Origin of the sequence: Streptomyces sp. NPDC051636 (genome assembly GCF_044453765.1) — a bacterium.
Lineage (GTDB): Bacteria > Actinomycetota > Actinomycetes > Streptomycetales > Streptomycetaceae > Streptomyces.
In genome coordinates, this window is sequence record NZ_JBITDA010000005.1 from 38,224 (window position 1) to 58,532 (window position 20,309).

20 protein-coding genes and 2 pseudogenes are annotated in these 20,309 nt (G+C 69.9%); 12 read left to right on the top strand and 10 right to left on the bottom strand.

Going from position 1 to position 20,309, the window contains the following annotated elements:
- Window positions 1–15: 15 nt before the first annotated feature.
- Entirely contained in the window at window positions 16–810 is a 795-nt protein-coding gene (locus ACIBBH_RS11725; RefSeq protein WP_399404078.1) for a carbon-nitrogen family hydrolase, read from the bottom strand.
- Between the two features lie 179 nt (window positions 811–989).
- Here ACIBBH_RS11725 and ACIBBH_RS11730 point away from each other — a divergent pair, with 179 nt between their 5' ends.
- Window positions 990–1,814, top strand: a complete 825-nt coding sequence (locus ACIBBH_RS11730) for a maleylpyruvate isomerase family mycothiol-dependent enzyme (protein WP_399404079.1) — start codon at window positions 990–992, stop codon at window positions 1,812–1,814.
- A gap of 72 nt (window positions 1,815–1,886) precedes the next feature.
- Window positions 1,887–2,652, top strand: a pseudogene (locus ACIBBH_RS11735) (SAM-dependent methyltransferase).
- Between the two features lies 1 nt (window position 2,653).
- Here ACIBBH_RS11735 and ACIBBH_RS11740 read toward each other — a convergent pair.
- Window positions 2,654–3,961, bottom strand: a complete 1,308-nt coding sequence (locus ACIBBH_RS11740) for a nitrate/nitrite transporter (RefSeq protein ID WP_399404080.1) — start codon at window positions 3,959–3,961, stop codon at window positions 2,654–2,656.
- On the bottom strand, window positions 3,958–4,632 hold the full coding sequence (locus tag ACIBBH_RS11745; protein WP_399404081.1) for a GntR family transcriptional regulator: 675 nt from the start codon (window positions 4,630–4,632) through the stop codon (window positions 3,958–3,960). Before ACIBBH_RS11745 ends, ACIBBH_RS11740 begins: the two co-directional genes overlap by 4 nt.
- 210 nt (window positions 4,633–4,842) lie before the next feature.
- Here ACIBBH_RS11745 and ACIBBH_RS11750 point away from each other — a divergent pair, with 210 nt between their 5' ends.
- Window positions 4,843–5,748, top strand: coding sequence for a D-alanyl-D-alanine carboxypeptidase family protein (locus ACIBBH_RS11750; RefSeq protein WP_399404082.1), 906 nt, complete (start codon window positions 4,843–4,845; stop codon window positions 5,746–5,748).
- Window positions 5,749–5,807: 59 nt separating this feature from the next.
- Here ACIBBH_RS11750 and ACIBBH_RS11755 read toward each other — a convergent pair.
- Window positions 5,808–7,477: pseudogene (locus ACIBBH_RS11755) on the bottom strand (IS1182 family transposase).
- 144 nt (window positions 7,478–7,621) lie between these two features.
- Here ACIBBH_RS11755 and ACIBBH_RS11760 point away from each other — a divergent pair.
- The 7 genes from ACIBBH_RS11760 (at window position 7,622) to ACIBBH_RS11790 (ending at window position 12,328) form a co-directional block, all read left to right on the top strand.
- Window positions 7,622–8,062, top strand: coding sequence for an RNA polymerase sigma factor (locus ACIBBH_RS11760; RefSeq protein WP_399404083.1), 441 nt, complete (start codon window positions 7,622–7,624; stop codon window positions 8,060–8,062).
- Between the two features lie 17 nt (window positions 8,063–8,079).
- Entirely contained in the window at window positions 8,080–8,496 is a 417-nt protein-coding gene (locus ACIBBH_RS11765; RefSeq protein WP_399404084.1) for a WXG100 family type VII secretion target, read from the top strand.
- 49 nt (window positions 8,497–8,545) lie between these two features.
- Window positions 8,546–8,851, top strand: a complete 306-nt coding sequence (locus ACIBBH_RS11770) for a WXG100 family type VII secretion target (RefSeq protein WP_399404085.1) — start codon at window positions 8,546–8,548, stop codon at window positions 8,849–8,851.
- Entirely contained in the window at window positions 8,836–10,551 is a 1,716-nt protein-coding gene (locus ACIBBH_RS11775) for an RNase A-like domain-containing protein (RefSeq protein WP_399404086.1), read from the top strand. Before ACIBBH_RS11770 ends, ACIBBH_RS11775 begins: the two co-directional genes overlap by 16 nt.
- 88 nt (window positions 10,552–10,639) lie before the next feature.
- Window positions 10,640–11,269, top strand: a complete 630-nt coding sequence (locus ACIBBH_RS11780) for a hypothetical protein (RefSeq protein ID WP_399404087.1) — start codon at window positions 10,640–10,642, stop codon at window positions 11,267–11,269.
- Window positions 11,266–11,571, top strand: a complete 306-nt coding sequence (locus ACIBBH_RS11785) for an RNase A-like domain-containing protein (RefSeq protein ID WP_399404088.1) — start codon at window positions 11,266–11,268, stop codon at window positions 11,569–11,571. The genes ACIBBH_RS11780 and ACIBBH_RS11785 overlap by 4 nt, the downstream gene beginning before the upstream one ends.
- Before the next feature lie 76 nt (window positions 11,572–11,647).
- Entirely contained in the window at window positions 11,648–12,328 is a 681-nt protein-coding gene (locus ACIBBH_RS11790; protein WP_399404089.1) for a contact-dependent growth inhibition system immunity protein, read from the top strand.
- Between the two features lie 213 nt (window positions 12,329–12,541).
- Here the strand turns inward: ACIBBH_RS11790 and ACIBBH_RS11795 are convergent, their stop codons facing one another.
- The 3 genes from ACIBBH_RS11795 to ACIBBH_RS11805 form a co-directional block, all read right to left on the bottom strand.
- Entirely contained in the window at window positions 12,542–12,790 is a 249-nt protein-coding gene (locus ACIBBH_RS11795) for an alpha/beta fold hydrolase (RefSeq protein ID WP_399404090.1), read from the bottom strand.
- Window positions 12,766–13,443 (bottom strand): alpha/beta fold hydrolase, encoded by a 678-nt coding sequence (locus ACIBBH_RS11800; RefSeq protein ID WP_399404091.1) that lies wholly within the window; start codon window positions 13,441–13,443, stop codon window positions 12,766–12,768. The genes ACIBBH_RS11795 and ACIBBH_RS11800 overlap by 25 nt, the downstream gene beginning before the upstream one ends.
- Window positions 13,444–13,550: 107 nt before the next feature.
- Window positions 13,551–13,952: a hypothetical protein gene (locus ACIBBH_RS11805; protein ID WP_399404092.1), complete on the bottom strand. Its 402-nt coding sequence runs from the start codon at window positions 13,950–13,952 to the stop codon at window positions 13,551–13,553.
- A gap of 151 nt (window positions 13,953–14,103) precedes the next feature.
- Between ACIBBH_RS11805 and ACIBBH_RS11810 the strand changes: the two genes are divergently transcribed.
- Entirely contained in the window at window positions 14,104–15,126 is a 1,023-nt protein-coding gene (locus ACIBBH_RS11810; protein WP_399404376.1) for a Bro-N domain-containing protein, read from the top strand.
- A gap of 80 nt (window positions 15,127–15,206) precedes the next feature.
- Here the strand turns inward: ACIBBH_RS11810 and ACIBBH_RS11815 are convergent, their stop codons facing one another.
- From ACIBBH_RS11815 to pdhA, 3 genes are read right to left on the bottom strand one after another with little or no spacing between them, the layout of a single operon-like run.
- Window positions 15,207–16,607 (bottom strand): dihydrolipoamide acetyltransferase family protein, encoded by a 1,401-nt coding sequence (locus ACIBBH_RS11815; protein ID WP_399404093.1) that lies wholly within the window; start codon window positions 16,605–16,607, stop codon window positions 15,207–15,209.
- A 10-nt stretch (window positions 16,608–16,617) separates the two neighbouring features.
- Window positions 16,618–17,604, bottom strand: coding sequence for an alpha-ketoacid dehydrogenase subunit beta (locus ACIBBH_RS11820; protein ID WP_399404094.1), 987 nt, complete (start codon window positions 17,602–17,604; stop codon window positions 16,618–16,620).
- Between the two features lie 2 nt (window positions 17,605–17,606).
- The gene (gene pdhA / locus ACIBBH_RS11825) at window positions 17,607–18,794 is read right to left on the bottom strand and encodes a pyruvate dehydrogenase (acetyl-transferring) E1 component subunit alpha (RefSeq protein WP_399404095.1); all 1,188 of its coding nucleotides are present in this window, start codon (window positions 18,792–18,794) and stop codon (window positions 17,607–17,609) included.
- Window positions 18,795–19,231: 437 nt separating this feature from the next.
- Here pdhA and ACIBBH_RS11830 point away from each other — a divergent pair, with 437 nt between their 5' ends.
- Window positions 19,232–20,275: a phosphotransferase gene (locus tag ACIBBH_RS11830; RefSeq protein WP_399404096.1), complete on the top strand. Its 1,044-nt coding sequence runs from the start codon at window positions 19,232–19,234 to the stop codon at window positions 20,273–20,275.
- The last annotated feature ends 34 nt before the right edge of the window (window positions 20,276–20,309 follow it).

Sequence of the window (20,309 nt, forward strand, 5' to 3'; positions counted from 1 at the left end):
GGTGCCGGGCCCGCGCTAACGGCGCGGAGTCTCCAGGCCCAGAACCCGGTCCTTCAGCGCCGGGAACTGTTCCCTCGTCACGCCCACCTTCGCCGGGTCGAAGTCCACCGTGAGGACCTCCTCGCCGGCTCCCGCCTCGGCCAGCACCTCGCCCCACGGATCCACCACGATCGAGTGACCCGCCTGCGGAACTCCGGCGTGCGTCCCGGCCGTTCCACACGCGAGCACGAACGCCTGGTTCTCGACCGCCCGCGCCTGAGCCAGCAGCGTCCAGTGCGCGCGACGGCGCTCGGGCCAGCCCGCCGGGATCACCAGGGTCTCGGCGCCGGCGTCGACGAGAGCACGGAAGAGTTCGGGGAACCGGAGATCGTAACAAGTGGCCACGCCGAGGGTGGTACCGGGCAGGCGGACCGTCACCAGGTCGCGGCCCGCGCCCATCAGCACGGCCTCGCCCTTGTCGAAGCCGAAGCGATGGATCTTGCGGTAGGCCGCGGCCAGATCGCCGGAGGGGGAGAAGACGAGAGACGTGTTGTAGAGGGGGCCTCCCGGGTCTCTTTCGGGGACCGAGCCCGCGTGCAGCCACACGCCCGCGTCGCTCGCCGCCTTCGCCATCGCCTCGTATGTGGGACCCTCGAGCGGCTCGGCCTCCCGGCCGAACTCCTCGTACGCGAAGGCACCCGTCGTCCACAGCTCGGGGAGCACGACCAGGTCGGACCCGGCCTGTTCACGGACCAGCGCGGCCACCCGGCGCCGCCGGTCTTCGACCGATTCGCCCTCGTCCACGGCGATCTGGATCAGAGAGGCGCGCACACTACCACCGTCCTGGCATTCGAGCCGTTCAAACCGGCCTACGATCGTCACACGAAAGCACTGCCGGGGTGCCTCACAGCAGCGTAACTTAGCGTTCCAAGACACCCGCCGACAGCAACGTCCCGCTGGCAACGCCGCCACAACCTGCCCGTGTACCGACCGCCGAGGGGTCCCGTTCCGTGAGTCTGCATCCCACCCTCCAGCCCTACGCCGACGCCTGGACCCACTCCATCGACGCGATATCCGAACTGGTTCAGCCGCTCGTCGAGGGCGAGTGGAACCGGCGGACCCCGTGTCCGGGCTGGTCGGTCCGCGACGTGGTCTCGCACGTCATCGGCATGGACTGCGAGATGCTCGGCGACCCGCGCCCCATCCACACGCTGCCCCGTGACCTGTTCCACGTCACGAACGAGCACCAGCGCTACATGGAGATGCAGGTCGACGTCCGCCGCCACCACACGGCGCCGGAGATGACCTCCGAGCTGGAGTACACGATCATCCGCCGCAACCGCCAGCTGCGGAACGAGTCCCGCGACCCCGGCCACAAGGTGCGCGGACCGCTCGGCACGGAGATCACGCTCGAGCAGGCCATGCGCGCCCGCGCGTTCGACGTGTGGGTGCACGAGCAGGACCTGCGCGCCGCCCTCGGGCGGCCCGGCAACCTGGACTCGCCGGGTGCGTACGTCACCCGGGACGTGCTGCTCGACGCGCTGCCCCGCGTGGTCGCGAAGGACGCCCAGGCGCCCCGCAGTTCCGCGATCGTCTTCGACGTGCACGGACCCGTCGAGTTCCTGCGGACCATACGCGTCGACATCCAGGGCCGCGGCAGCCTGGAGTCCACCCCCGCCCTCGGCCCCGCCGCCACCCTCACCCTCGACTGGGAGACCTACGTCCGCCTGGCCTGCGGCCGGGTCACGCCGGAGGCCGTGGCCGACCGCGTGAAGGCGGAGGGGGATCCGGAGCTGACGGCGGCGATTCTGCGGAACTTCGCGGTGACGCCGTAACGCGGGTGTCCCCTCCGGGGCCGCCCGGATATCCGGTGTCGCGGTGCGGCACCGAAAACCAGCGTGCCCGCCATGACGACCGACACCGGCAACGACACCCCGCCCGCCTTCTCCGCCGCCCCGCCGCCCCGGCTCACCTTCCACGGCCCCCTCTCCGAGTCCCGGGCGGCGGCGATGGTCCGGCGGCTCGCCGCGACGCGGCCCGCCACCGTGCTGGACGTCGGCTGCGGGTGGGGCGAGCTGATGCTCCGGGTCCTGGACGCCGTACCGGGCGCCCGGGGAACCGGGGTGGATGTCAGCGGTGAGGACCTGGCGCGGGGGCTCGCCGGGCGGGTGGAGTTCGTGGCGGAGTCCGCCGTGGGGACCGGGCGCGGGCACGCCGATCTCGTGCTGTGCCTCGGTGCCGGTCATGCGCTGAGCGGGGCCGAGCCGCCCCGGCACACCGCCGAGGCCCTGCGGGAGCCGCGCCGGCTGGTCGCCGACGGTGGGCGGGTGGTGCTGGGGGAGGGGTTCTGGGAGCGCACCCCGAGCCCGGAGGAGTTGTCCGGGATATGGCCGGGCGCCTCCGCCGCGGAGCACTACGACCTCGCCCGCCTCGTCGAGCTGGCCGTGGACGCCGGATTCCGGCCCGAGTGGGTCGAGACGGCCGGCGCCGACGAGTGGGAGGAGTTCGAGTCGGCGTACCAGGCCGACGCCGAGGTGTGGCTCGCCGGGTACCCGGACCATCCGCTGGCGGCCGAGACCCGCGAGCGGCTCGACCGGCACCGGGGGCAGTGGCTGAGCTACCGAGGGGTGCTGGGCCTGGCCGTATCCGACCCTCGTACCGGTGGCCCGGTGAGTCACGCGGGGACGTGCACGGTCTCCACGCGGCTGGCGACCAGCCGTTCCCGCTCCCGCCGGGCCGCCCGGCCGCGCAGCCGCAGGATCTGGCTGACGCCGAGGGCCTGGAGGACGAAGACCGCGGAGAAGGCGATCCTGTAGTTGTCGCCGGTGACGTCCAGCAGCACGCCGATCGCGAACAGGGTCGTCATGGAGGCGACGAAACCGCCCATGTTGGTGATTCCGGAGGCGGTGCCCTGACGCTCCGGCGGGTTGGCGGGGCGGGCGAAGTCGAAGCCGAGCATCGACGCCGGGCCGCACGCGCCCAGCACCGCGCACAGCACCACCAGCAGCCACCTGGGAGCGTGCTCGGCCGGGTAGGCCAGGGTCGCCGCCCACAGCGCCGCCGTCGCCGCGACCGTACCCAGCGCCAGCGGCAGCCGGGCCGCGTGGTGCCGGGCGACGATCTGGCCGTAGACCAGGCCGATCACCATGTTCGACAGCACGACCAGGGTGAGCAGCTCACCGGCCGTGGCACGGCTGAGGCCCTGGGCCTGGACCAGGAACGGCAGGCCCCACAGGAGGAGGAAGACCATCGCCGGGAACTGGGTGGTGAAGTGCACCCACAGGCCCAGGCGCGTCCCCGGCTCGCGCCAGGAGGCGGCGATCTGCCGGCGGACGTAGGCCGCGCCCTGGTGCGGGAAGGGCTCGGGCTCGTACCCCTCGGGGTGGTCCTTCAGGAAGAGCAGGACGAGGGCCAGCACGACCGCGCCGGCGAGGGCGCTGCCCGCGAACGCCGGGGTCCAGCCGACGCCGTGCAGCAACCGGGCCAGCACCAGCGTGGAGACCAGGTTGCCGGCCATGCCGACCAGGCCCGCCAGCTGCGCGACCAGCGGCCCGCGCCGGACCGGGAACCAGCGGGTGCCCAGCCGCAGCACGCTGATGAAGGTCATCGCGTCACCGCAGCCGAGCAGCGCGCGGGAGGCGAGCGCGGTGCCGTACGACGGGGAGAACGCGAAGCCCAGCTGACCCGCCGTGAACAGCACGGCACCGATGCTCAGCACCCTCTTCGTGCCGAGCCGGTCGACCAGCAGGCCCACGGGTATCTGCATGCCCGCGTACACCAGCAGCTGGAGGATGGAGAACGTGGACAGCGCCGAGGCGTTCACGTGGAAGCGGTCGGCCGCGTCCAGGCCGGCCACGCCCAGGGACGTACGGAAGATGACCGCGACGAAGTAGACCGCGACGCCGATCGACCACACCGCGACGGCACGGCGGCCGCCCGGCGGGTCACCCGGGAGGGCGGTGTGGGCGCTCGTCGCGCTCATCGGACCTCACCCCGCGCGAGGTGCGAGAACCAGCTCACGTGCCGGTGCACGACCTCCACCGCCGCCTCCGCGTCCCCCGAGCGCAGCGCGTCGAGGATCTCCTCGTGCTCGGCGAGGGTCTTGGCGATCCGGTCCGGGTGGGAGTGCATGACGGCGACGCCCATCCGCAGCTGGCGGTCGCGCAGCTGGTCGTAGAGGCGGGAGAGGATCTCGTTGCCGCCGCTGCGCACGATCTCCGCGTGGAAGCAGCGGTCGGTGACCGCGGCGGCGGCCAGGTCACCGGCGGCGGCCTGCGCCTTCTGCTTCCGCAGCAGTTCCTCGAGCCGCTCGAGCAGCCCGGACGGGGCGGGTACGGCCTTGCGTGCCGCGTGTTCCTCCACCAGCAGCCGGGTCTCCACCACGTCGGCGATCTCCTGCGCGGAGACGGGCAGTACCAGGGCGCCCTTCTTCGGGTAGAGCTTGATCAGCCCCTCCACCTCCAGGCGCAGCAGCGCCTCGCGCACCGGCGTGCGCGAGACCCCGACGGCCTCGGCCAGCTCGCCCTCGGTCAGGAGCGTGCCGCCCTCGTAACGGCGGTCCAGGACGCCGTGCTTGACGTGGGTGTAGACACGGTCGGCCGCGGGCGGCTGCTTGAGGGAGACGGGCGGGGCGACGGAGGGCACGGAAGGCATGAACACATCTTAGATACAACACGTACGCATACCCGGGACCGTCCACCATGCGGACCCGCGCGTCGCTCAACTCACAGCCGGAATCCGAAAGTCCCCGGAAGAGCCGTACAACCTTCTGTGCTACTTACGTGTCACACATGTGCGGCCCCACTCGCTTGCCCTCCAACCCGGCCGCACATCACGGGCATTCGACACATTCGAGGTATTTACTTGATTACCGGCATCAAGGGCATCCGCATCCGTCGAGCCGCCGCCGTCGCCGTCACGTCCGGCGCGATGCTCGCGACCGGAGCCCTCACCGCGGCGCCCGCGCAGGCCGTCACCACGCCCTCGATCGTGGCCAAGGGCGGCTACGTGATGAACAACGCCGACGCCAAGACGCTGTACACCAAGGCCGCGGACACCAAGCGCTCCACCGGCTCGACCACGAAGATCATGACCGCGAAGGTCGTGCTCGCGCAGTCGAACCTCGACCTGAACGCCACGGTCACGTTCCAGAAGGCGTACAGCGACTACATCGTCGACAACAACTACGCCTCCTCGGCCCACTTCATCGTCGGCGACAAGATCACCGTCCGCCAGCTGCTGTACGGCCTGATGCTGCCGTCCGGCTGCGACGCCGCCTACGCGCTGGCCGACAAGTTCGGCACCGGCTCCACCCGGGCCCAGCGCGTGGCGAACTTCATCGGCAAGATGAACACCACGGCCAAGAGCCTCGGCCTGACGAACACGCACTTCGACTCGTTCGACGGCATCGGCCACGGCGCCAACTACTCGACGCCGCGCGACCTGACGAAGCTCGCCAGCAGCGCGATGAAGAACTCCACGTTCCGCACGATCGTCAAGACCAAGTCGTACACGGCGAAGACGATCACCAAGACGGGCAGCATCCGCACGATGAGCCCGTGGAACAACACCAACGGGCTCCTCAACAGCTACAGCGGCACCATCGGCGTGAAGACCGGCTCCGGCCCCGAGGCCAAGTACTGCCTGGTCTTCGCCGCGACCCGGAACAACAAGACGGTCATCGGCACCGTCCTCGCCTCCACCTCCATCGACCAGCGTGAGGCGGACGCGAAGAAGCTCCTCAACTACGGCTTCGCCAAGCTCGGCTGACGCCTTCGCGGTGCAGGGGCCCGTCGCGGTGAGGACGCTGTTGGTTAATTCGGGCCCTGCTACTTCGCCCCGTCGAGCGTGAGCTCGGCGGGGCGAAGTGCTACGAAGTGGCTGGTGCGGGTGCGGGCCCGTGGTGTGCCGGTGAGGTGGGCGTAGATGCGGGCGAGGTTGAGGGCCGCGCCGGTGAGCTGGTGCTGGAGGCTGGTCTTGGCCAGTCCCCGGTAGCGGGATCTGCGCAGGCCGCAGCGCCCGACGGCTTGGGAGATGGTGCCTTCGACACCGGCCCGGATCTTGTAGCGGTCCTTTCAGGCATCGGTCTGCTGCCTGGCGCGGGCGCGGCCTGGACGGCTTCGTGCTCGGCGCGGTGGCGCAGGGTGATCTCACGGCGTTCGGCCTTCGGCGAGCTGACGCAGTCGCGCAGGCTGGGGCAGGTGCGGCAGTCGGCCGGGCTGAAGCGGACCCGGATCACCGGCAGACCCTGCTGCGAGTGCCGGTGATGCCACTGGGTGCTGATCACGCCGTTCGGGCAGGTCACCCGCTCGTGCTCCCAGTCGATGGTGAAGGCGTCCTGCCCGAAGGGGCCGCCGTTCTGGGCGGTGGTGTTGCCGACCACCGGGCCCTGGAGATCGACGTCGTGCTCGGTGCGGGCGGCCACGACCTGGGCGGCTGTGGGATATCCGGCATCGACCCAGTGCTCGCCGGGCAGGCAGTCACGTGCGGCCAGACCCGCGTGGACGACAGCGGCCATCCGGTCGTCGGGAACGGTGGCGAGGGTGGTGGCCACGTTCGTGATCAGGTTCGGGGCGTCGGGCTCGCAGGTTTCGGTGAGGTGGACCTTGTAGCCGTCCCAGAAGGTGTCGCGTTTGACGCTGCCGCGTGCCTCGATGTCATAGGGGGTGACCAGGCGCATCGCGCCCGGCGGCCGGTCTTTTGGGTCCCGCCGCCTCACCTCGCCGTCGACCAGGTGGAAGTACTGCACCCACGCCTGCCGCAGGGTCTCCACTTCGTCCAGCGTGCGCAGGGCCGGCGGGGCGTCGGGGGCGAAGACCGCCGCAAGCAGCCGCATGCCGTCCCTGCCGATCCGCAGGCCCACCTCATCCCGTCTGGTGCGGGCCTGGGGGAACCGGGAGTCCTCGGCCTTCGTCGCGTAGTGCCTGAACCAGTCCGGCTCCGCGATACCGGCCAGCCAGTCAGGGGCCTGCTCGGCCAGCGCGTTCAAAGCCGAGCGCAGCGTTTCCGCGACCATCTCCAGCCAGCACAGCTGACGGGCCGCGGACAGCACGTGCGTGGAGTCGGTGCGGGCCCGGCCGGCCGTCTTGAGCAGGCCCTTCTCCCGGGCCGCGGCCAGGATGGCGTCCAGCACCCGCCGTCCGGCGTCCGCCTCGACCAGCCGGTCCCTGAACTCCGACAGGACCGAGAAGTCGAAGCCGGGATCGGCCAGTTCCAGAGCGAGGGCGTACTTGAAGTCGATCCTCGCGCGGACCGCCTCCGCGGCCTGCCGGTCGGTCAGCCCTTCGACGAACTGCAACACCACAACCAGCGCCAGCCGGCCCGGTGACCAGGCCAGCTTCCCCCGCACCGGAAACAAGTCAGCGAACTGATCACCGGTGAACAGCGGCCCCAGCTCGTCCCGAACCCGGATCGCCAGGCTCCCCTTCGGGAACGCGGCCCGAGCGACCCGCACCGTCTCCGCCGGGATCTCCCCAGACCCCTTCGGCTGCATCGACATCCGCACCCACCCCATACGACAACGTCGGCCTTCAAGACCACAACCGGGTCTTGAAGGCCGACGTCACGCAGGGCCCGAATTAACCAACAGCGTCCGGTGAGCGGCGGGCCCTTCGCGTGCGCGGCGGCGTAGGGTGGCCCCGTCATGCGCGTCCCGGGGGAGGGTGAGAGCGGCGCCGAGCCGTGGGAGACCGCTGCCGTGCTGGTCCGGGCCGCGCAGGGCGGAGACGCCCTCGCCATGGACGAGCTGCTGACACTGGTGACGCCGTACGTGACGCGGCTGTGCCGCCCCATCGCACCGGCGGACACCGCCGACGCGGTCCAGGAGGCGCTGGTAACGGTCTTCAGGGGAGTCCGGGGACTGCGGGATCCGCTGGCCTTCTACGGCTGGGTGCGCACCGTCACGGTCCGCGAGGCGGTACGGGTCGCGCGGCGCACGGCAGTGGAGGAACCGGCCGACCCCGACGGCCTGGCACGCCTCGGCGGTCTCCGGGCGGACGCGGACGGGCAAGCATGTGATAACCGCGTAACGATCTCCAGTTCACCAGCCGAACAACCGTACCATGACACCTGGTTGCACATCTGACGGGGGATAGGGCGCGTATGGATGGTCATCAAGGTAGGCAGCCGGACCTGAAGGTCTCCGATTCCGACCTGAAGCAGCTCGCGGATGACCTGCATGCCATGCAGGAACATCTGGACAAGCAGGTCAGGCGCATGGACGCGCTGGTGGATCAGGTCGAGGCCGGGTGGCGCGGGCCCGCAGCGACGGCGTACCGGGAATTCCACAGGGCGGCGGCCGAGGACGCGATACGCATCCGTGAAGTGATGGAGCTGCTGGAGACGGCGGTGCGCCTGAGCAGGGGCGGGTTCAGCGAAACGGAGCTGGCCACCCTGGAGAAGTTCCGCCGGATTCAGGTCGCCACCGATGTCGAGAGTGAAGTGAACAAGCTGTCCACGCCCAATCCGGACGCCATGGCGGAACCCGCCCGGCCGCACAGCAGCTTCGACTCGATGTGACAGCCTTCGGGCCCGCGAACGGTAACCAAGCGTCTTCACAGGGGGTTTGATGTCGACTGACGGCGATCGCATCACCGTGTCCTTCGGCACGCTGAGTCACCTCACCAGTGAGCTGGAAGACATCGTCAAACAGCTCAACGAGAAGCTCGACGACCTGTACGACCGCGTCGAGCCGGTAGTCCTTTCCTGGCAGGGCGAGACGCGCGAGGTCTTCGTCGAGAAACTCGACGAATGGAGCCGTTCGGCCACAGATCTGCAGGCCGCGCAGAAGTGGCTGCACGAGGCCGTGAAGACGGGGCACATCAACTACGCGGCGGCCCACCGCGCCGTACTGCGCGGGTGGGGAGCCGCCTGATGGGGACGCCTCCGCCGCAGGGCGGGACCATCGACGTCAAGCCGTCCGACCTGCATCGGGTCGCGGGGGGCTTCGCCGGGGAGCAGACCCAGTTCGACAAAGCCGCCAGAAATCTGCTGACGCAGCTGCACACCTATCCGGACGCGGGTGGCTACGGCACCGCGGCCCAGGGCCTCGCCTCGGCTTACGTCGAGGTCGGCAACCGCTACCTGGAGGTGTGGGCCAGGAGCGTGGTCAGCATCGGCGGCGCCGCCGTCGGGTTCGCCACGACCGCCAACCACTACGCCAGGGCCGAGGCAGCCAATGACCCCTCCGGTCGGACGCAGGCCCACGTGCAGCCGCCGCCGGCGGTCGTCGACAAGCCCCCGCACTACGGCTCGGTGCCCAACCTGAAGTGGGGTGACGACGACGGCGGTGACGACTTCATCCGCTCGCTGCTGGAGCACATCCCGGACGTCGTCTGGCACGTCCTGCGGCCCCTGCTCGAGCACGCCTTCCGCTGGGGCAAGGTCGCCGAGGTGTACCCCTTTCCGCAGCAGCACTACCTCAACTCGCTGTCCCAGGACTGGGCGGACATGACGATGTCCCTCGGCACGACCGAGGGCAACCTCACCGGCTTGGTCAGCGGCATCACCCAGCAGACCAACAGCGAGTGGTACGACGCCATGCGCCAGTTCTGCAGCTCGCTGTGGGGCACGACGGCCTGGGGCAAGCGCACGGGCAACTACGAGTGGGGCCACGACAGCGCATCCAGCCCGACGGCCACGCATCCGGTGATGACCGTGCTGTTCGACACCGCGAAGAAGATCAGCGATCTCCTGCGGGAGTTCGCCGAGGCCGCCGTCGAACTGAACCACGATGTCTGGCAGATCTATTTCACTGCCGTGAAGCAGGCCATCAAGGACCTGGACCCGCGCCACTTCGACCTGGGTGACGTGAAGGACGGCGTCAAGAAGGTCGGCCACTTCCTCAAGGGCCTCGCGAAGGGCACCGCGGAAGTTGCCGCCGATATCACCCTCAACATCGACACCGCGGCGCTGAACCACGTCGTGGAAAGGTACAACAGCAAGGTAAACGCCCTCACGCCACAATTCGACGCACTGGGAGCAGGTTTGGACGAGGCCTATCGCCAGGCTCCCTCCTACGCGGCCGAGGAAGCGCGGGCGGAGGCCTTCGGAGCCCGTTCGCTCAACGACTTCAAGAACGAGCACAAATACACAAAGGACGATGACGAAAAGAACCATTTCTATCCGCTCGACCTGGCCAACGACGAGGGACTGTACGGTGGTCACTCCATCGACAGACACGTGGGCCTGACCGATGAGCAGCTCAAGGCCCGGCTCCGAGACGATTCGAGCGCTAGCTCCGCCTCCGCGTTCAAGGACCTGGCGTCTGCGCAGCGTTTCACCCAGGCCGCCCTCGATGACGTCGACAATGCCGATCGGATCGAGAAATGGATTGAGCGGGTCAAGAGGAGGCAGCAGAACAATCCCGGCTGGGATCCGAACAATTCAAAAATCCAGCCACCCATCGAGCTCTCCTTCACCGATGCGACCGGATCGACCGTCAGTGGTGCGGACTACGCACTTCACGGCAACCAGGCCCAGGTGAGTGACACGCACAAAGTCCGGGTTGTACTACGATACCGGGACGGACTCGAACCTCCGTTCATCGTTGTCACCTCCATGCCGGTGAACTGAGAATTCCCCGGAGGGAAACACCTTGCCATCGTTCACTTGGTCCGCCTTCGACAGAGGTCCGACGGCCAGAGTCCTGGATCTGGCCATCATGTGCCAGGAATCCGGGGGAACATTCTCGCTCACTGACGAACTGGCGGCGTTCGTACGCTTGGTGCAGTCGTCCAACGAGGCCCAGTGGCTCTGTCCCGTCACCACGGTGACGGCCCTTCTCGACCTCGCCGCCGAGTATCTCGACCGACGTGAGGGGACGTTGCCAGAGGAGTTCACGGCCAAGCTCCGCCGTGCCGCGGCTGGCGCAGACGGAGCAGAGTACCTGCGCGGGCTGGCGGCGTCACTCCGCGCGGTCGAGCAGGACACCGCGGGCGAGGCCTCCCTGCCTCCGGTCTCTGGGTGGGCGACCGGTGTCCGGCTCCGCATGCTCCAGGGCTTCTACGACAACTGGATCGCGTACGGCGAGTACGAGTCGCCGGAAGAAGCGATCAGTGCCGCGATCGAATCGGAGCACCCCTTCTGCGGGGAGTTCCTCGCCCCTGTGGCCTCGGAGACCCAGTACGCCCTCGTGCACCTGCTGGATTCGGCCGACTCGCAGGCCCGACTCGCACACACGATGCCCTGGGCCACGCCGGAGATGCTCACCACTCTGCTGGACGCCGTCAACGGCCACATGCGACACGAACACCCAGCCCCGCCCTCAATGCCGGACTCGGACCAGCAATGACCACCACACAACGCGCGGCCACCTATCCCGACCGCGAGACTGCCCAGTGGGCCACTCAGCAGGTCGTCAACCGCAACGAACAACTCATCCACCGCTGGCTCGCCCAGTCCACGCGGGCCCGGCTGACCATCGAGGCGTCCTGGCCGAGCCAGCCCGTCCCGGTGGGCCGCGTCCTGATCCAGGCGATGATGCTGGCCGGCCGCAGGCCCGTCGACGTTCGGGCCGCGCGCGTCATCCTCAAGCGGGACGCAGGCACGCCACACGGCTTCCGCGTGCACGCCACGTTCCCGGTCTACCTCTGACCCGGTACCTCTGGTCCCCGTACCTTCGCGCCTGCCGCGCCCCACCTCCCTCCCCCGACCCGCGGAGCCGATCGCCGTGCCCATGAACCCGCTGGAACACGACCACCGCTACGGTGAGCTGGACCAGGTGATGCGCGCCTACACAGGCCAGATCGCCGATGACACCCAGGACGAGCCGAGCCTCGCCCTCACCGCGTATCTGCGGCACACCTGGCACAACCGTCCATGGGCGCTACCGATCGCCGAGCAGCAACTGCGCGACTACGCCAGCACCCCTCCCGGCCGCCTCCGGCAGCATCTCGGCGAGTTCTACGCCATTCCGGACGTCGGCCTGCCCGACGGCGGCGTCCAGAACTGGCTCTTCCTTCTCGCCGACCACATAAAGCGCAGCGTCGAGTCCGGCGAGGTGCCACCGCCCGCCACCCCGGTCACCCACTGGGAATGGCAGGCCCGGTTCGCGGAGTTGGGTCAGTTCCTCAGCGGGTGGTTCTCGCAGGACATGCCGGACGAGTTCCACGACCATGACGCCGCCGTGGACGACTACCGGGCCTCCACCGACCCGCAGCTCCTAGCCCGCCTCGTCGGCGAACTCCACGAGCTCCTCGCCCTGGACCTCGATGAGTCCGATTACGCCCAGGCCGTCGCCGAGCTGGGCATGGAGGTCGACCCACCCGCGCCTTACTCACCCAGTGGATGGCTGGCCCTCGTCGCCGACCGGCTCGGCACGCCCCGCGCCGAATACGGGCCGCCGGCGTAAGGGCTGCGTCTACGTGATCAACGGCTCCAACAAGGCGGAGAGGATGTGTTCGATGGCACGGTCACCCGCGTTCGCAACGGAAACCGCGATTTTTTTCCCTCGCCACCATGAACTCCCGGGTTCCTGGTGGCCCATGTGGCTGTACGGGCGCCTGCTCGGCGAACGGCGCGGGCGGGCCTTCGTGCGCCGGGTCGCGGAGCGGGCGGCGCTGCGTTAGGGCCGCGAGCGGCCGGTGAACAGCTCCTCGATGGCGTCGGCCACGGCCTGCGGGCGTTCCTGGGGCAGGTAGTGCCCGGCGCCGGGCACCAGTCGCACGGTCAGGTCGTCCGCGTACGGCTCCGCCCCGGCCAGCAGCGAGGGCGCGATCACCCTGCCCCGCTCGCCGCCCAGCAGGAGCGTGGGCACGGTCAGCCGGTGCCGGCGCCAGCTGCCGCGCATCAGGGCGGGGACGTCCCGCAGCACGTACTGCCAGAACAGTGACTGCCCGGCGTGCGCGGCGACCGAGGTGGCGGCGGCGTACTCGGCGAGTTCCGCCTCCGGCCAGACGGCGGGATCCGCGACCTGGTGGCGCAGGAGGAACCGGTGAAACCGGTCCAGTGTCGCAGCACGGCCCGCCCGGTCACCGGGTACTCCACGAACGCGGTGAACCACATCCGCCACAGGTTGGGCACGACCGCCCGGTGCCGGGGCCAGGGGTGGCACATGTTCAGCGCCAGATACCCGCTGAAGCGGTCCGGTGCCCGCAGGCACAGCCGGAATCCCAGGTGCGCGCCCCAGTCATGCCCGACGAGCCCCACCCGCTCCAGCCCGAGCGCGTCGAGCAGCGCGAGCACGTCCTCGGCGAGGCCGTCCATGTCGCAGCCGCGCCGGGTCTGCCCCGACCAGCCGAAGCCGCGCAGGTCGGGGCAGACGAGGCGGTGGCCGTCCGCCGCCAGTGCGGCGACCCGGTGCCAGCCGAACCAGTGCTGCGGGAAACCGTGCAGCAGCAGGATCGGTTCGCCGGTGCCGTACCCGGCGACGTGCAGCCGGGTACCCCGTACCTCCAGCCACCGGTGCTCGGCCTGTTCGTCCTTGGGCATCGGCCGGTCGGACTCGATCACCGTGTGCGGTGCCATGGCCGCCCCCTCTCGGGTCGGAGCGGTCCCCCGTCGGGTCCGCGTCGACGTGCCAGGAGGAGGGCCGGGGCCGAAAGGTTCCCCCGGCTTCGACGAGCGGGCGGCACTCACCCCAAGCCGGGCAGTCTCCGCAGTTCACCGACCTTCAGGAGACGGCCCAGTAGGAGATAGACGACCGCCAGGACGAGCGTCCCCGTGAGGGTGGCGAGCACCGTCGGTGCGATGCCGTCGCCCATCGCGGCGCCGCAGGCCCGCGCGGCCGCCCAGCCCGCCCCCGCCGCGCAGGCCGACGCGGCCAGCAGCTTGGCGTAGGTGGCCCGCAGGGTTCCGTCGTCGAGACGGCCGCCGGCCTTCCTGGCCGGCAGGCGTGCGGTGAGGGCGAGTCCGGCCAGGTAGGAGAGGGTGTAGGCGCCGGCCATGCCGGTGACCGCCCAACGGGTGGGCAGCAGCAGGTGGCAGGCGGTGGCCAGGGCGATGTTCACCGCTCCGATCTTTACACCCGTCACCATGCGTTCACGATACGGCAGTTGTGATCACGGACGCTCAACTGACCTTCGCGCCAGTGGAATCAGCGAACTTCGCTCGCAATCGTGAATATGACGGCCGCAGTTGGCATATTCGATTCCCTCCGCTTTACGTTCCGCAGCGGAGGTGGTTCACGTGAACGAACCCAGCAAGCGACACGACTCTGCCGAACGGCACGAGGCGATCGATGTCAGCGACTTCGTCTACGCGGCGACCGGCGCCCGGGTGCGCCGACTGACCATGCCGGACGGGACGCATTGGTTTCCGGCGGTGGATGTCTGCAAGCGGTTGGGTCACACCAACACGCAGAAGGCACTCTCCGACCACGTCCCGGAAGACCATCGAGAGAATCTCGAGACCCTAACTGGAGGTTACGGTCTCAGCATTCCCGCAGGTAGAGAGTGGCGCCGAGACCTGAATGTCATCTCTCTGCAGGGTCTCATCCTCCTCGTCAACGCCTGCACCAAACCCGCCTGCGCCCCCTTCAAGCAGTGGGCCGCCGAGGTGATCGAGACAGTGCAGCGGGAGGGTTCTTACACTCTGGAAGAGGCCGAGGTGCAGCCCACCGACCCCGGCGCCCCGGTCGTGTACGCCATGCCCGATCAGGTCGCTGAGGCCATCGTCCGGCTCGAGGCGCACAACCTTCAGCTGGACGAGGAGCTGGCGAACGCGCAGCATGAATCGCTGGCGTTGCAGAAGGAGACACTCTCGCTTCAGAAGGAGACGGTCACCCTGCAAAGGGAGACCCTCACGCTGCAAAGGGAGATGCTGGCCACGCAGAAGGCCACGCTCGCCGTGCAGCAGGCCGTGGTCCGGGCGATGGAACGCATCGCGGACCGGCTCGACGCTCTCGTCCTCGACCGTCGGGCGCCCGGCGGTCGCCTCACGGTGCTGCCCACCACGGAGTCCGTGCTGGCCGACTGGCGGCACCGGCTGTCCGTGACGGAGGACGTGTGGACGGTGGCCGTGGTGATCGCACCGGTCCTCGTCGAACAGGGTGAGCTCCGCGAGCCGCTCGAAGCGATCGCAGCCCGTACGGGCCTTTCCGTACACCGCGTCAACGAATGCCTCCGCCTGCTGCAGAAGCACGCCTGCATCCGTTCGCAGGGCGCGGCGGCGGAGGACGGGGCGCCTGTGTACGTGCTCAACCAGTCCTGAGGGGGAAAGAGGAGGGGGCGGTCGCAAGAAGAAGTTGCGGCCGTCCCCTCCAGGTCCCCGAGGCTACCCCGTGACGCTCGTCACGCCCAAGTGATCAGCCGCTTCGGCTGTTCCAGGATCGCCGCCACGTCCGCCAGTACCTTCGAGCCCAACTCCCCGTCCACGAGCCGGTGGTCGAAGCTCAGCGCCAGGGTGGTCACCTGACGGGGCTTGACCTTGCCCTTGTGGACCCACGGCTGGAGCTTGATCGCGCCGACCGCGAGGATCGCGGACTCGCCGGGATTGAGGATCGGCGTGCCGGTGTCTACGCCGAAGACGCCGACGTTGGTGATGGTCACCGTGCCGCCCTGCATCGCGGCGGGCGACGTCTTGCCCTCCTTCGCCGTCGACACCAGCTCGCCCAGGGCCTCGGCGAGTTGCGGGAGGGTCTTGGCGTGCGCGTCCTTGATGTTCGGGACGATCAGACCGCGCGGGGTGGCGGCGGCGATGCCCAGGTTGACGTAGTGCTTGAGCACGATCTCCTGGTTCGCCTCGTCCCAGGAGGCGTTGATCTCCGGATTGCGCTTGATGGCGACGAGGAGGGCCTTGGCGATCAGCAGGAGCGGGTTCACCCGCAGGCCCTGCATCTCCTTGTCCTGCTTCAGCTCCTCGACCAGCTTCATCGTCCGCGTGACGTCGACCGTCACGAACTCGGTGACGTGCGGTGCCGTGAACGCCGAGCCGACCATGGCCTGCGCGGTGACCTTGCGGACACCCTTGACCGGGATGCGGGTCTCGCGAGCCGTGTCGTACGTCGTCACCGGCGCCGGGGGCGCGGACACGGGCGCGGTCGCCACCGGCGCGGGGGCCGACGGCGCCGGGGCCGCCGCCGCGTGGACGTCCTCGCGCGTGATGATGCCGTCCGGGCCCGACGGGGTGACCGTGGCCAGGTCGACGCCCAGGTCCTTGGCCAGCTTGCGCACCGGCGGCTTGGCCAGCGGGCGGGGCTTCGCAGCGGCGGCCCCGTGGCCGTTCAGCTCCGACTGGACCGCCACCGCCGCCTGGGGGACCGTGACCTCCGGGCCCTTGCGGGGGCGCCGCTTCGTCGAGGACGCGGCGACGCCGTACCCGACCAGGACCGGCTGGCGCCCCGAGCCCGCCGACTTCGGCTGCTCAGCCTTCGATTGCTCCGCCTCGGGCGGCTCGGGCTGCTTCTCCTCGGGAGCCTCCGGTGCCGCCCCGCCCGACACGTCCACCGCGATGATGGGCGTGCCCACGTCCACCGTGGAGCCTTCGGGGAAGTGGAGGTCGCGGACCACGCCGTCGTAGGGGATGGGGAGTTCGACGGCCGCCTTGGCCGTCTCCACCTCGCACACCACCTGCCCGTCGGTCACCGTGTCGCCCGGCTGGACGTACCACTTGAGGATCTCGGCCTCGGTGAGTCCCTCGCCCACGTCGGGCATCTTGAACTCGCGCACGGACGCTTCCGTCATCGTCGTCACGACCCTCTCCTCAGTACGCCAGGGCGCGGTCGACGGCGTCGAGCACCCGGTCCAGGCCCGGCAGGTACTCCTCCTCCAGACGCGCCGGCGGGTACGGGGCGTGGTAGCCGCCGACCCTCAGCACCGGGGCCTCCAGGTGGTAGAAGCAGCGCTCGGTGATCCGGGCGGCGATCTCCGCGCCCGAGCCGAAGAACACCGGTGCCTCGTGGACCACGACCAGGCGGCGGGTCTTCTCCACCGAGGTCTGGATGGAGTCGAAGTCGAGCGGGGAGACCGAACGCAGGTCCAGGACCTCCAGGTTCTTGCCCTCCTCGGCGGCCGCGTCGGCGACCTCCTGGCAGAGCTTGACCATCGGGCCGTAGGCGGCGAGGGTCAGGTCGGTGCCCTCGCGGACCACGCGCGCCTTGTGCAACGGGCCGGGGATCGCCTCGGTGCTGACCTCGCCCTTGTCCCAGTAGCGCCGCTTCGGCTCGAAGTAGATCACCGGGTCGTCGCTCTGGATGGCCTGCTGCATCATCCAGTAGGCGTCGGACGCGTTGGACGGAGAGACGATCTTCAGGCCCGCGACGTGCGCGAACAGCGCCTCCGGGGACTCGGAGTGGTGCTCGACCGCGCCGATGCCGCCGCCGTAGGGGATCCGGATGACGACCGGGAGCTTGACCTTGCCCAGCGAGCGGGCGTGCATCTTCGCGAGCTGCGTGACGATCTGGTCGTACGCCGGGAAGACGAAGCCGTCGAACTGGATCTCCACCACCGGACGGTAGCCGCGCAGGGCCAGGCCGATCGCCGTACCGACGATGCCCGACTCGGCGAGCGGGGTGTCGATGACGCGGCTCTCGCCGAAGTCCTTCTGCAGGCCGTCGGTCACCCGGAAGACACCGCCGAGCTTGCCGACGTCCTCGCCCATGATGACGACTTTGGGGTCCGCCTCCAGGGCACGGCGCAGCGACTCGTTGATCGCCTTGGCCAAGGGCAGGTTCTTCACCGTCTCCGCCATGATCAGACCCCCTCTGCGTCCGCGAACGACGCCTGGTAGGCGGCGAACTGGGCGCGCTCCTCGTCGACGAGCGCGTGCCCGTCCGCGTACACGTTCTCGAAGATGGCGAAGTGGTCCGGGTCCGGCATGGCGCGGACCGCTTCGCGTACTCGTCTGCCCAACGCCTCGCTCTCGGCCTCGAGTTCCGCGAAGAATCCCTCGTCCGTGTGGTTTGAGGCCTCCAGGTACCGGCGGAGGCGGAGGATCGGGTCCTTCGCCTCCCAGGCCTGGCGCTCCTCGTCCCCGCGGTACCGGGTGGGGTCGTCCGAGGTGGTGTGGGCGCCCATGCGGTACGTGTACGCCTCGACCAGGGTGGGGCCCTCGCCGCCGCGGGCGCGCTCCAGCGCCCACCTGGTGACCGCGAGGCAGGCCAGCACGTCGTTGCCGTCGACGCGGACGCCGGGGAAGCCGTAACCCTGCGCGCGCTGGTAGAGCGGGACGCGGGTCTGCTTCTCGGTCGGCTCGGAGATCGCCCACTGGTTGTTCTGGCAGAAGAACACCACCGGGGCGTTGTAGACCGCGGAGAAGGTGAACGATTCGGCCACGTCGCCCTGGCTGGAGGCGCCGTCGCCGAAGTAGGCGATCACCGCGCTGTCCGCGCCGTCCTTGGCGATGCCCATCGCGTAACCGGTGGCGTGCAGCGTCTGGGAGCCGATGACGATCGTGTACAGGTGGAAGTTGTTGCCGCCCGGGTCCCAGCCGCCGTTGTTCACGCCGCGGAACATGCCGAGCAGGTTGGTCGGGTCGACCCCGCGGCACCAGGCGACGCCGTGTTCACGGTAGGTCGGGAAGACGTAGTCGTCCTCGCGCGTGGCGCGGCCGGAGCCGATCTGGGCGGCCTCCTGGCCGAGCAGCGAGGCCCACAGGCCCAGCTCGCCCTGGCGCTGAAGGGCGGTGGCCTCGGCGTCGAAGCGGCGGGTGAGCACCATGTCGCGGTACAGGCCGCGCAGCTCTTCGGGGGTGATGCCGGCGACGTACTTGTCGTACTCGGCGTGCTTGACGCGCTTGCCCTCGGGGGTCAGCAGCTGCACGAGCTCCGGGTCGGCGCTCTTCTTGGCGGTGGTGCTGGTGGTGCGCTGGGTGCCGGTGGTGCCGGCCTTGCTTCCGGCGCTGCGTCGCGGCTTGCGCGCGGCAGTGCTGTCCACGGTCACGTGTGCTCCTCCGTCGGTCCGGCCCCCGGGGTTGCCGGTAGGCCTGGGGGTCCCCCGAGCTCGTTTCAGAGCCTGGGGGAGGCTCACCTGTCCGACCACCGGGCACGGGGTGGGTGCCACTCGGCCGGGAACAGGCGTGACAGGTGCCCCGGCGAGCGCCCTGCAACGTTCACGTTACCCAGTGCGCCACATTTCTGTGAAACCCCTCCTGACCTGCGTTTTTGCTTGGATTTCCAAGTAAATCGACGCGGGACGGAAGGTCGCTGGTCACAGCCTTGCAGGAGGCCGGAGCAACGGCACGGTATCCCGCACACCCAGGTCACGGGAAGAGTCCGAGCCAGGCATCGGAGTGGCGCGGGTGACCGAAAGCGACCGCCCGCGACTGGCTGTGACAAGCCCCAGCTCACAGCATCTGGCCGTGCCCTACCATCTGGCGCGTGCCGCGCTCATGTGTACCACCCCCCGTTCCCCACGCGCCCCCTCTGGGCCGCCTGCTCCGCCTGTACGCCGCCGGTTCCGCCGTCACGTGCGAGCCCGTCGACCAGGGCCTGCTCAACCGCGGCTACCGCCTGTGCACCACCCGCGGCCGCTACTTCCTCAAGCACCACTTCGATCCGGACACCGCCGACCCCGCCGCCATCGAACGCCGGCACCGGGCCACGCAGCGCCTGGCCGCCCTCGGCGTCCCGGTCGCCCCGCCGCTCGCCCACCGCGACGGACGCACGGTCGCCGTCGTCGGCGGCCACGCCTACGCCCTGCACCCCTGGATCGACGGCAGGCACCGCCACGGCGGCCAGCTCACCCCCGGCCAGTGCGCGCGGCTCGGGGGGCTGCTGGGCGCGGTGCACGCCTGTCTGGAGCGCGTGATGCCGCCCAAGGGGCGCACCCGTCCCGCCACCAGCCCCCATCCCGTGGAGAGCGCCGACCCCGCCGACACCTTCGCCCTGATCGACGGCCTGCTCGCCCATGTCCGCCGCCACCGCCCCTTCGACGCCTTCGACGAACTGGCCCGCCACCGGCTGCTGGAGCGCCGGGCGCTCCTGGAGCAGCACGTCGACCGGCGCCCCCCGCGCGGCGGCCCGGTGGGCTGGGTGCACGGCGACTTCCACCCCCTCAACCTGCTCTACAAGGGCGATGCTCCCGCCGCGATCGTCGACTGGGACCGGCTCGGCGTGCAGCCCCGCGCGGAGGAGGCCGTCCGCGCCGCCGCGATCTTCTTCGTACGGCCCGCGGGAGCCCTCGACCTGCCGAAGGTACGGGCGTACGCGCGCGCGTACCGGCGAGCGGCCAAGGCCACACCCTCGGAACTCGCGGCGGCCGTGCACCGCGTGTGGTGGGAGCGCCTCAACGACTTCTGGATGCTGCGCTGGCACTACGAACGCGGCGACACCCGCGCCGACCCCCAGTTCCCGGCGGCCTCGGCGCTCGCCGTGTGGTGGACGCGGGAGTACGACGCGGTGTGCGACGCGTTCGTGGAGTGACGGGGCCTCTCGGCCTGCCGAAGAGACGTCTCAG

Coding starts and splice junctions, on each gene's coding strand:
- ACIBBH_RS11770 (WP_399404085.1), top strand. CDS start 8,546: ATGTCGACTGACGGCGATCGCATCACCGTGTCCTTCGGCACGCTGAGT.
- ACIBBH_RS11745 (WP_399404081.1), bottom strand. CDS start 4,632: ATGCCTTCCGTGCCCTCCGTCGCCCCGCCCGTCTCCCTCAAGCAGCCG.
- ACIBBH_RS11780 (WP_399404087.1), top strand. CDS start 10,640: ATGTGCCAGGAATCCGGGGGAACATTCTCGCTCACTGACGAACTGGCG.
- ACIBBH_RS11760 (WP_399404083.1), top strand. CDS start 7,622: ATGCGCGTCCCGGGGGAGGGTGAGAGCGGCGCCGAGCCGTGGGAGACC.
- ACIBBH_RS11805 (WP_399404092.1), bottom strand. CDS start 13,952: ATGGTGACGGGTGTAAAGATCGGAGCGGTGAACATCGCCCTGGCCACC.
- ACIBBH_RS11820 (WP_399404094.1), bottom strand. CDS start 17,604: ATGGCGGAGACGGTGAAGAACCTGCCCTTGGCCAAGGCGATCAACGAG.
- ACIBBH_RS11765 (WP_399404084.1), top strand. CDS start 8,080: ATGGATGGTCATCAAGGTAGGCAGCCGGACCTGAAGGTCTCCGATTCC.
- ACIBBH_RS11800 (WP_399404091.1), bottom strand. CDS start 13,443: ATGGCACCGCACACGGTGATCGAGTCCGACCGGCCGATGCCCAAGGAC.
- ACIBBH_RS11740 (WP_399404080.1), bottom strand. CDS start 3,961: ATGAGCGCGACGAGCGCCCACACCGCCCTCCCGGGTGACCCGCCGGGC.
- ACIBBH_RS11785 (WP_399404088.1), top strand. CDS start 11,266: ATGACCACCACACAACGCGCGGCCACCTATCCCGACCGCGAGACTGCC.